Origin of the sequence: Citrobacter sp. RHBSTW-00887, assembly GCF_013728095.1 — a bacterium.
Taxonomy (GTDB): Bacteria; Pseudomonadota; Gammaproteobacteria; order Enterobacterales; family Enterobacteriaceae; genus Citrobacter; species Citrobacter braakii.
Genome location: NZ_CP056267.1, coordinates 575,094 through 589,146, shown reverse-complemented (window position 1 = coordinate 589,146; position 14,053 = coordinate 575,094). Strand labels below are relative to the sequence as shown.

Annotated in this window: 11 protein-coding genes and 2 tRNA genes; 1 reads left to right on the top strand and 12 read right to left on the bottom strand. The window is 51.8% G+C overall.

What is annotated here, in order from left to right:
• Positions 1–82: 82 nt before the first annotated feature.
• The 9 genes from nlpI to HV314_RS02790 form a co-directional block, all read right to left on the bottom strand.
• Positions 83–967, bottom strand: a complete 885-nt coding sequence (gene nlpI, locus HV314_RS02830) for a lipoprotein NlpI (protein ID WP_003024982.1) — start codon at positions 965–967, stop codon at positions 83–85.
• 109 nt (positions 968–1,076) lie between these two features.
• The gene (gene pnp / locus HV314_RS02825; protein ID WP_008785911.1) at positions 1,077–3,209 is read right to left on the bottom strand and encodes a polyribonucleotide nucleotidyltransferase; all 2,133 of its coding nucleotides are present in this window, start codon (positions 3,207–3,209) and stop codon (positions 1,077–1,079) included.
• A 246-nt stretch (positions 3,210–3,455) separates the two neighbouring features.
• A complete protein-coding gene (gene rpsO / locus HV314_RS02820) occupies positions 3,456–3,725 on the bottom strand; it encodes a 30S ribosomal protein S15 (RefSeq protein ID WP_000059465.1) in 270 nt (89 codons plus the stop codon).
• Positions 3,726–3,997: 272 nt separating this feature from the next.
• The gene (gene truB, locus HV314_RS02815; protein ID WP_047358518.1) at positions 3,998–4,942 is read right to left on the bottom strand and encodes a tRNA pseudouridine(55) synthase TruB; all 945 of its coding nucleotides are present in this window, start codon (positions 4,940–4,942) and stop codon (positions 3,998–4,000) included.
• Positions 4,942–5,346: a 30S ribosome-binding factor RbfA gene (rbfA, locus tag HV314_RS02810; protein WP_003024988.1), complete on the bottom strand. Its 405-nt coding sequence runs from the start codon at positions 5,344–5,346 to the stop codon at positions 4,942–4,944. Before rbfA ends, truB begins: the two co-directional genes overlap by 1 nt.
• 220 nt (positions 5,347–5,566) lie before the next feature.
• Positions 5,567–8,257, bottom strand: a complete 2,691-nt coding sequence (gene infB, locus HV314_RS02805; RefSeq protein WP_016154667.1) for a translation initiation factor IF-2 — start codon at positions 8,255–8,257, stop codon at positions 5,567–5,569.
• 24 nt (positions 8,258–8,281) lie between these two features.
• Positions 8,282–9,769, bottom strand: a complete 1,488-nt coding sequence (gene nusA, locus HV314_RS02800; RefSeq protein ID WP_003024992.1) for a transcription termination factor NusA — start codon at positions 9,767–9,769, stop codon at positions 8,282–8,284.
• A 28-nt stretch (positions 9,770–9,797) separates the two neighbouring features.
• On the bottom strand, positions 9,798–10,250 hold the full coding sequence (rimP, locus tag HV314_RS02795) for a ribosome maturation factor RimP (protein ID WP_003024996.1): 453 nt from the start codon (positions 10,248–10,250) through the stop codon (positions 9,798–9,800).
• Between the two features lie 207 nt (positions 10,251–10,457).
• A tRNA-Met gene (locus tag HV314_RS02790) sits at positions 10,458–10,534 on the bottom strand.
• A 334-nt stretch (positions 10,535–10,868) separates the two neighbouring features.
• On the opposite strand from HV314_RS02790, the gene argG reads away from it, so the two are divergent.
• On the top strand, positions 10,869–12,212 hold the full coding sequence (gene argG, locus HV314_RS02785; RefSeq protein WP_003024998.1) for an argininosuccinate synthase: 1,344 nt from the start codon (positions 10,869–10,871) through the stop codon (positions 12,210–12,212).
• 203 nt (positions 12,213–12,415) lie between these two features.
• Here argG and HV314_RS02780 read toward each other — a convergent pair.
• The 3 genes from HV314_RS02780 to HV314_RS02770 all read right to left on the bottom strand — a co-directional run bounded on the left by HV314_RS02780 (position 12,416) and on the right by HV314_RS02770 (position 13,905).
• A tRNA-Leu gene (locus HV314_RS02780) sits at positions 12,416–12,502 on the bottom strand.
• 9 nt (positions 12,503–12,511) lie between these two features.
• Entirely contained in the window at positions 12,512–12,844 is a 333-nt protein-coding gene (gene secG / locus HV314_RS02775) for a preprotein translocase subunit SecG (RefSeq protein ID WP_003025000.1), read from the bottom strand.
• A gap of 167 nt (positions 12,845–13,011) precedes the next feature.
• Positions 13,012–13,905 carry a LysR family transcriptional regulator gene (locus HV314_RS02770; protein ID WP_047358519.1) on the bottom strand — a complete coding sequence of 298 codons (894 nt, stop codon included), beginning with the start codon at positions 13,903–13,905 and terminating at the stop codon, positions 13,012–13,014.
• Between the last annotated feature and the right edge of the window lie 148 nt (positions 13,906–14,053).

The following is a 14,053-nucleotide window of genomic DNA, read 5'->3' as shown; positions in this document are numbered from 1 at the left end:
TAGGTGTATTAACGAACAACAACGCCCTCACCCGTGAAGGTGATGGCAATCAAAAAAGATTACGGGCTGATGTGTACGTCAGCTATTGCTGGTCCGATTCTGCCAGGTCATCTTGGTCCTGGCCCAGGAGCGATAATTCCAACAATGCGTATCGGTGCTCAACAAAGTTATGAACGTTGTTAGCCACCGCCAGTTTGAACAATGCCGTAGCGTTGTCCAAATCCCCCAGACTTAGGTAGTACTTACCTAAATAGAAGTTGGTTTCACTGAGATGCTCAGCGAGCGAGGTGTTATCCGTTGCGTCCGCCTTTAGGCGTTCCATCAGCGTTGCTTCGCTAATGTTGCCCAGGTAGAACTCGACAATGTTCCATCCCCATTGCTCTTTATCCGATTTCTCAAAGCGTTGCTTTAACGCTTCTTTAGCCTGCTTCTCATCGAGCTTCTGCTCGGCGAGATAAAGCCACAGACTACGGAAAGGATCATTGGGATCGTCTTGATAAAACGCTAGCAGATCATCTTGCGCTAACTTGTCGCGACCGCCGTAATACAATGCGATACCGCGATTTAAGTGCGCGTAGTTGTAAGTTGGATCAAGCTCAAGTACAGAATCAAACGCTTCATAGGCAGCATCAAAATTGCCTGCCTGCGTTAAATATATACCTAAGTAATTGAATACTTCAGGCATATCTGGTCGGATTGCCAGCGCTTGTGAAAAATCATTTCGCGCCAGTGCCCTCAGACCGAGACTATCATACAACACTCCGCGCTCATATAAAAGCTGTGCGCGTTCGTCATCGGTTAAAGCCCGACTGGCAAGAATTTGTTCCATACGTGCCAGAATCACTTCCTGCTGCAAAGTCGGTTGCAATGGTACTGCGAGGACTTCACTCTTACGCCAGGCGGAATTACTGCATCCAGCCAGCGTGAGTGCTGTCGCAACGAAACACCAGCGCAAAAAAGGCTTCATTTCCCACTCCCGAAGACAACGATTGAATGAACGTCCAGGTTCCCCGGTTGCTAACAAGGCGTCCTGCCGGGTTAAAAGCCCTCCACTTTCACGGAGGGCAATGGCAACCTTACTCGCCCTGGCTTGCCGGAGCTTCCGGTTCGCCTGCAGGCTGAGACTGCTCAGTTGCTTCTTTAATGCTCAGACGTACACGGCCCTGGCGATCAACTTCCAGAACTTTGACCGGTACTTCCTGGCCCATCTGCAGGTAATCGGTCACTTTCTCAACGCGTTTGTCAGCGATCTGAGAGATGTGTACCAGACCTTCTTTACCGCCACCAATGGCAACGAATGCGCCAAAGTCAACGATACGGGTCACTTTACCATTGTAGATACGGCCTACTTCGATCTCTGCGGTGATCTCTTCGATACGACGGATAGCATATTTCGCTTTCTCGCCGTCGGTCGCAGCAATCTTCACAGTACCATCATCTTCAATTTCAATGGTGGTGCCGGTTTCTTCGGTCAGAGCACGGATAACAGAACCGCCTTTACCGATAACGTCTTTGATCTTGTCCGGGCTGATCTTGATGGTGTGGATACGCGGAGCGAACTGAGAAATGTCACCACGCGGTGCGTTGATCGCTTGTTCCATCACACCCAGGATGTGCAGACGCGCACCTTTAGCCTGGTTCAGAGCAACCTGCATGATCTCTTTGGTGATACCTTCAATTTTGATATCCATCTGCAGTGCAGAGATACCGTCGCGGGAACCCGCCACTTTGAAGTCCATATCGCCCAGGTGGTCTTCGTCGCCCAGGATGTCAGACAGAACAACAAAGTTGTCGCCTTCTTTCACCAGACCCATCGCGATACCCGCAACGGCAGCTTTGATCGGCACGCCTGCGTCCATCAGCGCCAGAGAAGCACCACATACGGAAGCCATGGAAGAAGAACCGTTAGATTCGGTGATTTCAGAAACCACACGTACGGTGTACGGGAATTTATCCAGTTCCGGCATCACTGCCAGTACGCCACGCTTCGCCAGACGACCGTGACCAATCTCACGACGCTTCGGAGAACCGACCATACCGGTTTCACCTACGCAGTACGGAGGGAAGTTGTAGTGGAACAGGAAGTTGTCAGTACGCTCGCCCATCAGCTCGTCAAGGTTCTGCGCATCACGAGTGGTGCCTAGGGTCGCAGTAACCAGCGCCTGAGTTTCACCACGGGTGAACAGTGCGGAACCGTGGGTACGCGGCAGCACGCCAGTACGCACGTCCAGACCACGGATCATATCTTTTTCACGGCCATCGATGCGCGGCTCGCCTGCCAATACGCGGCTGCGAACAACATTTTTCTCGATAGCGTGCAGGATTTCACCCAGTTCGTTAGCGTCCAGGGTTTCGTCTTCAGCCACCAGAGTTGCGATGGTTTCAGATTTGATCACGTCAACCTGAGCGTAACGCTCTTGTTTGTCGGTGATACGGTAAGCATCGCTCAGACGAGCTTCTGCCAGTGCGGCAACGCGTGCGTTCAGCGCTTCGTTGACGGCTTCTGGCTGCCAGTCCCAACGCGGTTTGCCAGCTTCTTTCGCCAGCTCGTTGATAGCCTGAATAACAACCTGCTGCTGTTCGTGGCCGAATACTACAGCGCCCAGCATCTGGTCTTCGCTCAGCAGTTCAGCTTCGGATTCAACCATCAGTACGGCAGCTTCAGTACCAGCAACAACCAGGTCCAGCTTGCTTTCTTTCAGTTCGTCCTGAGTCGGGTTCAGTACGTACTGGTCATTGATGTAACCAACACGTGCAGCACCGATCGGGCCGTTGAATGGGATGCCAGACAGAGTCAGCGCAGCAGATGCACCAATCATTGCCACGATATCCGGGTTAACCTGCGGGTTAACGGAAACAACGGTCGCGATAACCTGAACTTCGTTAACGAAGCCTTCCGGGAACAGCGGGCGAACCGGGCGGTCAATCAGACGCGCGATCAGGGTTTCGCCTTCGCTTGGGCGGCCTTCACGACGGAAGAAGCTACCCGGGATACGGCCAGCAGCGTAGGTACGCTCCTGATAGTTAACGGTCAGTGGGAAAAAGTCCTGGCCTGGTTTCGCTTTTTTCTGGCCAACAACGGTAACGAATACCGCAGTGTCATCCATGCTAACCATAACAGCGGCAGTCGCCTGACGCGCCATCATGCCGGTTTCCAGCGTAACGGTATGCTGACCGTACTGGAATTTACGAACGATCGGATTAAGCAAATTAATATCCTTTCTCTATTTTTTGACGACACATTTTTGCGCCATCGTTAATACCCGATCTTCTGCGCATCCTCGCGACTAATGACAACCCTAACCCATAAGCATGAGTAAAGCCTCTCATTAGCCGCGCGAACCTCTGCAACGGAAGATCATTCATAGCAACAATACATTAGTTTCCAGCGAATTGCTGCCATCTGCTGGAAAAAAGGGGCCATGAAGGCCCCCTCTTTCTGAAACTCGAAAGAATTAGCGACGCAGACCCAGACGCTCGATCAGCGCGGTGTAACGTGCAACATCTTTACGTTTCAGGTAGTCGAGCAGTTTACGACGCTGAGAAACCATGCGCAGCAGACCACGACGGCTGTGGTGATCTTTTTTGTGCTCTGCAAAGTGGCCCTGCAGGTGGTTAATCTGTGCAGTCAACAGAGCAACCTGAACATCGGTAGAACCGGTGTCGTTTGCATCACGACCAAACTCAGAAACGATTTTAGCGGTAGCTTCAGTACTTAGAGACATTTTAAAACTCCAAAGTGTTAAGAATGAAAGGATGCCGATCTCTAATTCAGCTATCCCAGTGTATACACGCCTTCTTCAAACTGACCCTGCGCTGGCTGTGTCCGCTCACCTCGGTCACTTACCTGAGTAAGCTCCTGAGGATCCTCAGACCTGCCGCCTTGATGCAGCTCGAATGATTTTGTGTACACGTCACGCAGATTGTTAAACAATTTACGCGACGTTAAGCGGCAGTATTCTACTCGCAGCGCCCTTTTATCGCAAGACAGAGAGCGCTATGCAGGATACTCAACCACCAGGCGACGAGGGGCGACACGACCTTCATCGTCCATCTCCCCCATGCCGATAAACTTGCCGTCATCGCCTTCCGTCACGCGCACCAGCCCTTCAAGCGGCGCACCTGACGTCCGTACCGGGTTACCATTTTTAAAGTAAACCGACGATGTTAAAGGCAAATTAACAACAGGGTAGTCCGATGCAGGACTGTCCATTGGCATCAGCAAAGGATCAAGCAGCTGCGCCGCCGGAATGTTCTGCTGTTCGGCCTGTTCAACCAGCTCATGCAGGTGTTCCAGCGTAACCATACGATCCACCGGATACTTGCTGACCGTCAGACGACGCAGATACGTTACGTGCGCGCCGCAGCCCAGCTTCTCACCGAGATCGTCAACGATGGTGCGAATATAAGTGCCTTTGGAGCAGTGAACTTCCAGCTCCAGCTCGTTACCTTCGTGGCGAATAAACAGCAGCTCATAGACGGTAATCGGGCGCGCTTCACGCGGCACTTCAATGCCCTGACGCGCATATTCGTACAGCTTTTTACCCTGGTACTTCAGCGCCGAATACATTGACGGAATCTGCTCGATATCGCCACGGAAAGTCTCCAGCGCGCTGGCAAGCTGCTCTGCGCTGAAGGTTACCGGACGCTCCTGCACGATTTGCCCATCGGCATCGGAGGTGTCGGTACGTTGGCCCAGACGGGCAACCACACGATAGCGTTTGTCAGAATCCAGCAAATACTGGGAAAACTTAGTCGCTTCACCGAGGCAGATAGGCAGCATGCCTGTCGCCAGCGGATCCAGCGCGCCGGTATGTCCCGCGCGGTTGGCATTGTAGATGCGCTTTACTTTTTGCAGTACGTCATTGCTGGACATGCCCTGCGGCTTATCCAGCAGCAGAACACCGTGAATGTCGCGACCACGACGACGAGGACGACTCATCAGTCCTCCTTGCTGTCGTCCGCTGGGTTCACACGACGCTCATCGTCATGTTTCACCACGCTGGTCACCAGGTTGGACATGCGCATCCCTTCAACTAACGAATTGTCGTAGAAGAAGGTCAGCTCAGGCACGATACGCAGACGCATTGCTTTACCCAGCAAAGAGCGGATAAAACCAGAGGCTTCCTGCAGTGCCTTAATGCCGTTTTTCACGGCAGCTTCGTCCTGATCGTTGAGGAAAGTCACGAACACTTTAGCGTATGCCAGGTCTCGGGACATCTCAACACCCGATACGGTGGTCATCATACCAACACGCGGGTCTTTGATTTCGCGTTGCAGGATGAGTGCGATTTCTTTCTGCATCTCCTGCGCGACACGCTGTGGGCGACCAAATTCTTTCGCCATAATAAATTCTCCAGAATAAAGACAAAAAAGGGGCCATAAGCCCCTTTTTAAATTTCTTGCCGGGTGGCGCTTCGCTTCCCCAGCCTACACTTAATCATCTTCTAAGGATTTTGGGTTGCAGCAAGGCGGCAAACTCGTAAATCCCCGGGAGCATAGATAACTATGTGACCGGGGTGAGCGAGCGCAGCCAACGCAGTTGCGGCCCAAAAGACGACGAAGATTATGCGATGGTACGTTTGATCTCGATAATCTCGAACACTTCGATCATATCGCCAACGCGAACGTCGTTGTAGTTCTTAACGCCGATACCACATTCCATGCCATTACGGACTTCGTTGACGTCATCCTTGAAGCGGCGCAGGGATTCCAGCTCGCCTTCATAGATAACCACGTTGTCGCGCAGTACGCGGATTGGGTTGTGACGTTTAATCGTGCCTTCGGTAACCATACAGCCTGCGATAGCGCCGAATTTCGGTGATTTGAACACATCACGAACTTCAGCCAGACCAATGATCTGCTGTTTCAGTTCCGGAGACAGCATGCCGCTCATCGCTGCTTTCACTTCGTCGATCAGATGATAGATGACGGAGTAGTAACGCAGATCCAGGCTTTCTGATTCGATAACTTTACGTGCAGAGGCATCAGCACGGACGTTGAAGCCAACCAGAATCGCGTTGGATGCCGCAGCCAGGGTCGCGTCGGTTTCGGTGATACCACCTACGCCAGAACCGATAATCTTCACTTTTACTTCGTCGGTAGACAGTTTCAGTAAAGAGTCGGAAATCGCTTCTACAGAACCCTGAACATCGGCCTTCAGAACGATGTTCACTTCGTGAACTTCGCCTTCGGTCATGTTGGCGAACATGTTCTCCAGTTTAGATTTCTGCTGACGAGCCAGTTTAACTTCACGGAATTTGCCCTGACGGTACAGTGCAACTTCACGGGCTTTCTTCTCGTCACGAACAACGGTAACTTCGTCACCCGCAGCCGGAACACCGGACAGACCCAGGATTTCCACCGGAATAGACGGACCCGCTTCCAGTACTTCCTGACCCAGTTCGTTACGCATCGCACGAACGCGGCCGTATTCGAAACCACACAGTACGATGTCGCCTTTGTTCAGCGTACCTTCACGTACCAGCACGGTAGCAACCGGACCACGACCTTTATCCAGGAAGGATTCGATAACCGCACCGCTCGCCATACCTTTACGCACAGCTTTCAGTTCCAGTACTTCGGCCTGCAGCAGGATAGCATCCAGCAGTTCGTCAATACCGGTACCCGCTTTCGCAGAAACGTGGACGAACTGGCTCTCGCCGCCCCAATCTTCCGGCATGATGCCGTACTGGGACAGTTCGTTTTTAACGCGATCTGGATCCGCTTCTGGTTTATCGATTTTGTTGACTGCAACCACTACCGGCACACCTGCCGCTTTCGCGTGCTGGATAGCTTCGATAGTCTGCGGCATCACGCCGTCATCTGCTGCAACAACCAGAACAACGATATCCGTTGCCTGAGCACCGCGAGCACGCATGGAGGTAAACGCGGCGTGACCCGGGGTATCCAGGAAGGTGATCATACCGTTGTCAGTTTCAACATGGTACGCACCGATGTGCTGAGTAATGCCGCCCGCTTCGCCAGAGGCAACTTTCGTGGAGCGAATGTAGTCCAGCAGAGACGTTTTACCGTGGTCAACGTGACCCATGATGGTCACTACCGGTGCGCGCGGTTCTGCCGCAGCGCCGGTGTCACGGTCGCTCATTACTGCTTCTTCCAGCTCGTTTTCACGACGCAGGATAACTTTGTGGCCCATCTCTTCGGCAACCAGCTGTGCGGTTTCCTGGTCGATGACCTGGTTAATGGTCGCCATTGCGCCCAGCTTCATCATCGCTTTGATGACCTGAGAACCTTTGACTGCCATCTTGTTCGCCAGATCGCCAACGGTGATGGTTTCGCCGATCACAACGTCACGGTTAACGGCCTGAGCCGGCTTCTGGAAGCCCTGCTGCAGAGCGGAACCTTTACGCTGCTTACCGCCTTTACCGCCGCGAACCGCTGCACGCGCTTCTTCACGGTCAGCTTTAGATTCAGCGTGTTTGTTACCTTTCTTCGCCGGACGCGCTGCTTTCGTGCTGCGAGTACGACCACGACCGCCTTCTACTTCGCGATCGTTCTCGTCTTCTGCCTGGCGAGCATGCTGAGAGGTGGTGACGTGATAATCGCTGGTATCTTCAACAGGTTCAGCGTTATTCACACCATTCTTCTCGTTTTCTTCCGCCATACGGCGAGCTTCTTCCGCTACGCGGCGCGCTTCTTCTTCAAGCTTGCGACGTGCTTCTTCTTCCGCTTTACGCTTCAGTTCTGCGGCTTCATTTTCACGGCGGGCTTTTTCGGCCTGGGCGGTTTTAGTCATATCGTCGGTCTGTTGATTGCTCACTTTGTCTTTTTCCGCAGCTTCACGTTTCGCTTTATCAGCGGCTTCACGCTTAGCTTGTTCTGCGGCCTCACGTTCGGCTTTTTGTTGCGCCTCGCGTTTGGCAGCTTCTTCTGCCTCACGACGGGCTTGCTCTTCCGCTTCACGCTGCGCCTGCTCTTCCGCGGCAAGGCGTTCAGCCTCTTGCGGATCGCGTTTCACAAAGGTGCGTGTCTTGCGGACTTCGATTTGTACCGATTTGCTTTTTCCACCGGTACCTGGAATATTGAGAGTACTGCGCGTTTTACGCTGCAATGTCAACTTATCGGGCGCTGAGCCGTTTTCACGGTTCAAATGCGCCAGTAAGGTTTGTTTCTCTTGTGCGGACACAGAGTCGTCAGCAGACTTCGGGATACCTGCATCAGCAAATTGCTGTACCAGGCGATCCACGGAGGTCTGTATCTCTGCAGCCAGCGTTTTTACGGTTACATCTGTCATACTGTTCCTTCCTGCTACAGTTTATTACGCTTCGTCGCCGAACCAGCAAATATTACGGGCAGCCATAATCAGCTCACCGGCTTTTTCGTCGGTCAACCCTTCGATATCAGCCAGATCATCAATGCCCTGTTCAGCGAGATCTTCCAGCGTACAAACACCACGGGCAGCCAGTTTGAAGGCCATCTCACGATCCAATCCTTCCAGATTCAGCAGATCGTCAGCCGGTTTGTTATCACCGAGACTTTCTTCCTGGGCCAGTGCCAGAGTGGTCAGTGCGTTTTTAGCACGCTCGCGCAGCGCTTCAACGGTCTGTTCATCCAGGCCGTCAATTTCCAGCAGCTCTTTCATTGGCACGTAGGCCAGTTCTTCCAGCGTCGCAAAACCTTCTTCTACCAGAACCGTCGCGAAATCTTCATCGATATCGAGATATTTGGTGAAGGTATCAATGGCTGCATGTGCTTCAGCCTGATGCTTCGCCTGCAGGTCATCAACGGTCATCACGTTGAGTTCCCAACCGCTCAGTTGTGAAGCCAGGCGGACGTTCTGACCATTACGTCCAATCGCCTGAGCCAGGTTACCGGCTTCAACCGCGATATCCATGGTGTGTTTGTCTTCATCCACCACGATAGAAGCGACGTCTGCTGGCGCCATTGCGTTAATCACGAACTGCGCCGGATTATCATCCCACAGGACGATATCGATACGCTCGCCGCCCAGTTCGGTAGAAACCGCCTGAACGCGCGCACCGCGCATACCCACACAGGCGCCGACCGGATCAATACGCTTGTCGTTGGTCTTAACGGCGATTTTCGCACGTGAACCCGGATCGCGAGCAGCCGCTTTAATTTCGATCACTTCTTCGCCAATTTCCGGCACTTCAATGCGGAACAGCTCTATCAGCATTTCCGGTTTGGAACGGGTTACGAACAGCTGGGCACCGCGCGCTTCCGGGCGTACAGAGTAAAGAACGCCACGGATACGGTCGCCTGGGCGGAAGTTTTCACGCGGCAGCATGTCTTCACGCAGGATCACGGCTTCAGCATTGCTGCCCAGATCCAGAGAAATGTTGTCGCGGTTAACTTTCTTCACCACACCGGTGACGATTTCGCCTTCGTGTTCGCGGAACTGATCGACAACCATTGCGCGTTCGGCTTCACGTACTTTCTGTACGATAACCTGTTTCGCGGTCTGGGTGGTGATACGGTCAAAGGTGACAGACTCAATCTGATCTTCAACATATTCGCCCACGTTCAGGCTTTCGTCTTCGAAGCGTGCCGCTTCCAGCGTAATTTCTTTGGTCGGCTGAGTAACTTCTTCTACGATTACCCAACGACGGAAGGTATCGAAATCACCGCTTTTACGATCGATTTCTACGCGAACGTCGATCTCTTGCTCATATTTTTTCTTTGTTGCTGTAGCCAGCGCACTTTCCAGCGCTTCAAAAATTTTCTCGCGTGGCAGCGCTTTTTCGTTGGATACGGCTTCAACAACAGCCAAAATTTCTTTGTTCATCGCGGGCTTTTCACCTCAATCCAGACTGTTAAAAGTGGGGAACCAGGTTCGCCTTCTGGATATTACTCAGCGCGAACACTTCATCTTTACCTTCGACTGTGACCGTGATCATCTCACCATCCACCGCTTTGATAACGCCCTGCCATTTACGACGGTTTTGTACCGCCATACGAAGAACCAGCGTCACTTCTTCACCCAGGAAACGCACGTAGTGTTCAGCTGTGAACAGAGGACGGTCGAGACCCGGAGAGGAGACTTCCAGGTTGTAGGCAACGGTGATTGGGTCTTCGACATCCATCACGGCGCTTACCTGATGGCTCACATCAGCACAATCATCAACATTGATGCCATCTTCACTATCAATATAGATGCGCAGTGTGGATGTGCGACCACGAATAAATTCGATGCCGACCAACTCGTAGCCCAGGGCTTCAACTGGCGCTGTAATCATCTCTGTTAATTTTTGCTCTAATGTGGACAAGCCCACCCCCAAGACATAAAAAAAGGGCCTAAAGCCCAGTTATTCTGTAGTCAGATAACAAAAAACCCCGATAAATCGGGGCTTTATATAACTGAACCCTATAACCGCACCTGCGGTTCGGAAAACCTTCCGAAAGAATTTTTTTCAAATCCAGCTACGAAGGCCTAAGTCTTCACAGTATATTTGAAAAAGAACTCTAAGGGAAAGTGGTTGCGGGGGCCGGATTTGAACCGACGACCTTCGGGTTATGAGCCCGACGAGCTACCAGGCTGCTCCACCCCGCGCCTGAAACGTGGCAAATTTTACTCGTTTTGGGTAAAAAATGCAAATACTGCTGGGATTTGGTACCGAGGACGGGACGTAAAATCTGCGCACAGTATATTGATTCACTATGCGGTATGTCAACCTTGTTACGACTATGCAAATCAATGAATGCTGCCCAGCGAATATTCGACCAGATAAATGTGTCACCCGCGCCGTTATTTAACGAAATTATCACTAAACTCTTCCTGTCATCCAGAAAAGATGATTAAATGAAAACTCACTTATTTTGCATAAAAATGCAATTAGTATAATAAGCCGACCTCTTCACCAGTCTATCAAGCAGGGTTTTATTTTATGACGACGATTCTCAAGCATCTCCCGGTAGGTCAACGTATTGGTATCGCTTTTTCCGGCGGCCTGGACACCAGTGCAGCACTGCTGTGGATGCGACAAAAAGGGGCTGTCCCATATGCATATACTGCGAATTTGGGCCAGCCGGATGAGGATGACTATGACGCCATTCCTCGCCGTGCAATGGAATATGGTGCTGAGAATGCTCGCCTGGTAGATTGCCGTAAGCAGCTGGTTGCCGAAGGGATCGCAGCGATTCAGTGCGGTGCATTCCACAACACCACCGGCGGACTGACCTATTTCAATACCACTCCGCTGGGCCGTGCTGTCACCGGCACCATGCTGGTTGCGGCCATGAAAGAAGATGGCGTAAATATCTGGGGTGACGGTAGCACCTATAAAGGTAACGATATTGAACGTTTCTATCGTTACGGTCTGCTGACCAACGCCGAACTGCAGATTTACAAACCATGGCTGGATACCGATTTTATCGATGAACTCGGCGGTCGTCATGAGATGTCCGAATTTATGATTGCCTGTGGTTTCGACTACAAGATGTCCGTTGAGAAAGCGTACTCCACGGACTCCAATATGCTCGGGGCGACCCACGAAGCAAAAGACCTCGAGTTTCTGAACTCCAGCGTCAAAATCGTCAACCCGATTATGGGCGTGAAATTCTGGGATGAGAGCGTGAAGATCCCGGCAGAAGAAGTCACCGTGCGTTTCGAGCAGGGTCATCCGGTTGCGCTGAACGGTAAAACCTTTAGCGACGACGTTGAGATGATGCTGGAAGCCAACCGTATCGGCGGTCGTCACGGTCTGGGTATGAGCGATCAGATTGAAAACCGTATCATTGAAGCGAAAAGCCGGGGCATCTACGAAGCTCCGGGGATGGCATTGCTGCACATCGCCTATGAGCGTCTGCTGACCGGGATTCACAACGAAGACACCATCGAGCAGTATCACGCGCACGGTCGCCAGCTTGGTCGTCTGTTGTATCAGGGCCGCTGGTTTGACTCTCAGGCGCTGATGCTGCGTGACGGTCTGCAGCGTTGGGTTGCCAGCCAGATTACGGGTGAAGTGACGCTGGAACTGCGTCGCGGTAATGATTACTCAATCCTCAACACCGTGTCTGACAATCTGACTTACAAACCAGAACGTCTGACGATGGAAAAAGGCGACTCAGTATTCTCTCCGGATGATCGTATCGGTCAGTTGACCATGCGTAATCTGGATATCACTGATACCCGCGAGAAGCTGTTCGGTTATGCGCAGTCTGGCCTGCTGACCGCCTCTTCCACAACCGGCCTGCCGCAGGTTGAGAATCTGGAAAACAAGGCGAAGTAAATATTCATCATCTTCAGGCCGCGAAAGCGGCCTTTTTTATGCGCAAAAATAGGGATGTTCTGTTACCCTGAGGCCTGATAAGCTTGGCATCATCAGGTATTTTAATAGTCGGATGGAGTCCTAAATGTCTTATCCGACCTACAGAACTACCACAAATGACAGACGAAAAAAAAGACGCTTTGCAGCGTCTTTTTTTTGGAATTTGGTACCGAGGATGGGACTCGAACCCACAAGCCCGTTAGGGCACTACCACCTCAAGGTAGCGTGTCTACCAATTCCACCACCTCGGTACAGAATACTTAGCGCGGGATATCGCTGGTCGGCTGAGCCGGAGCAGCTGGCTGAGTTTGCTCGGTTTTCGCCGGTGCACTCAGATTTTCCCACTCACTTCCTTTATTGGTCTTATTGCTGTTCATGTTACCCAGCACCAGACTGATGATGAAGAACAAGGTTCCCAATACAGCTGTCATGCGGGTCATGAAGTTACCAGAACCACTTGAACCAAACAGAGTACCAGAAGCGCCTGCGCCAAAAGAGGCTCCCATATCAGCGCCTTTGCCTTGCTGCAGCATGATCAAGCCTACCAGGCCAATTGCCACAATAAGGAAAACTACTAAAAGAGCTTCGTGCATAATCAACCTGTTCCTTGCGGAGTTGCCGCGTACAATGCTTCGACCATTAAAGCGGGAATGTTTACTGTTTCCCACTGAAGCGGGTGTGAATACTAACCAAAGCGAATAACCTTCGCAAGGGCAATTTGTTGGCATTGTATCAACTGCGGAAAAAATCGCCATATCAATCAAAAACGCAGCAATTTCTCCCAGCATCTCTGCATGACGGCGCGTTGATCGTCAAGATTCGCCCATACCACAACGGGGATTTCACAAATCAGGTCAGCGTTTTCTGGCCAGCAGTGAATAATTTGCTGGTTCACCAACTCTTCCGCCACCATCGATTCGGGTAACCATGCCATCCCCATATGCCGCAGCACCATTTCTCGTATCGTTTCGCTTAAACCACTCTCAAACACTTTTTTCAGACGTGGGCGGACGCGTTGTTCAGCTGGCTCAATAATGCGTCTGACAAAGGTGTAGTCGCTATAGCATAGCCATGGGATCGGCGCATGCGGATCGTTAAGCGCATTAGCCAACTGCGCAGAAATAACCGGTATAAATCGCTCATACCGCCATAGTGAACGTTTTAACCCTCCGGCAATCTCCAGCCCCGGCTGCGAAGATGGTAAATCGTAGGTCACCAGCAGATCGATTTGCCGATCTATCAAGGCGTTAAAATGGTTGTCTATCCCCTGAATACTGGCATTAACCGTAAAATTTAACTGCGGTTCGCTCTGTCGCAGATAGTTGATCATATCCGGCAGGATATTCACCGACAGCGTATGCAAGCTAACCATCACCAGCGTATTGTCCGTTGCTGGCGTCATCGCCGATAGCTCGTGGCGCGCCTCTGTTAGTGTACTGAGGACGTGCCGGGCATAGGGTTCAAAGCGTTCACCATAGCGTGTCAGCGTAACGGGGGTCGTGGTCCGGTCAAACAACGGCACCCCTAACACCTCTTCCAGCGCCTTTATACGCCGACTGAGTGCGGGTTGAGTAATATGCCGCTGCGCCGCGGCCTGAGAGTAGTTTCCATGCTGACTCAATGCCAGAAAATCTTCCAGCCACTTACAATCCACGTTGAACTCTCCACCATGCCATAACCGCATCCTCCAATACCAAATCGGTAATAGTCATAGTTATAGTAATGGCTTTATGGTGGGCATCATAACAACAATATTCCTTTTCACCTGCCGACTCTCACCCACGACGTTTGACAGGACCGAT

Bases quoted from the DNA above. Each gene is read 5' to 3' on its own strand.
- nlpI (WP_003024982.1), bottom strand. From the start codon at position 967: ATGAAGCCTTTTTTGCGCTGGTGTTTCGTTGCGACAGCACTCACGCTG.
- rpsO (WP_000059465.1), bottom strand. From the start codon at position 3,725: ATGTCTCTAAGTACTGAAGCTACCGCTAAAATCGTTTCTGAGTTTGGT.
- truB (WP_047358518.1), bottom strand. From the start codon at position 4,942: ATGAGTCGTCCTCGTCGTCGTGGTCGCGACATTCACGGTGTTCTGCTG.
- rbfA (WP_003024988.1), bottom strand. From the start codon at position 5,346: ATGGCGAAAGAATTTGGTCGCCCACAGCGTGTCGCGCAGGAGATGCAG.
- infB (WP_016154667.1), bottom strand. From the start codon at position 8,257: ATGACAGATGTAACCGTAAAAACGCTGGCTGCAGAGATACAGACCTCC.
- nusA (WP_003024992.1), bottom strand. From the start codon at position 9,769: ATGAACAAAGAAATTTTGGCTGTTGTTGAAGCCGTATCCAACGAAAAA.
- argG (WP_003024998.1), top strand. From the start codon at position 10,869: ATGACGACGATTCTCAAGCATCTCCCGGTAGGTCAACGTATTGGTATC.
- secG (WP_003025000.1), bottom strand. From the start codon at position 12,844: ATGCACGAAGCTCTTTTAGTAGTTTTCCTTATTGTGGCAATTGGCCTG.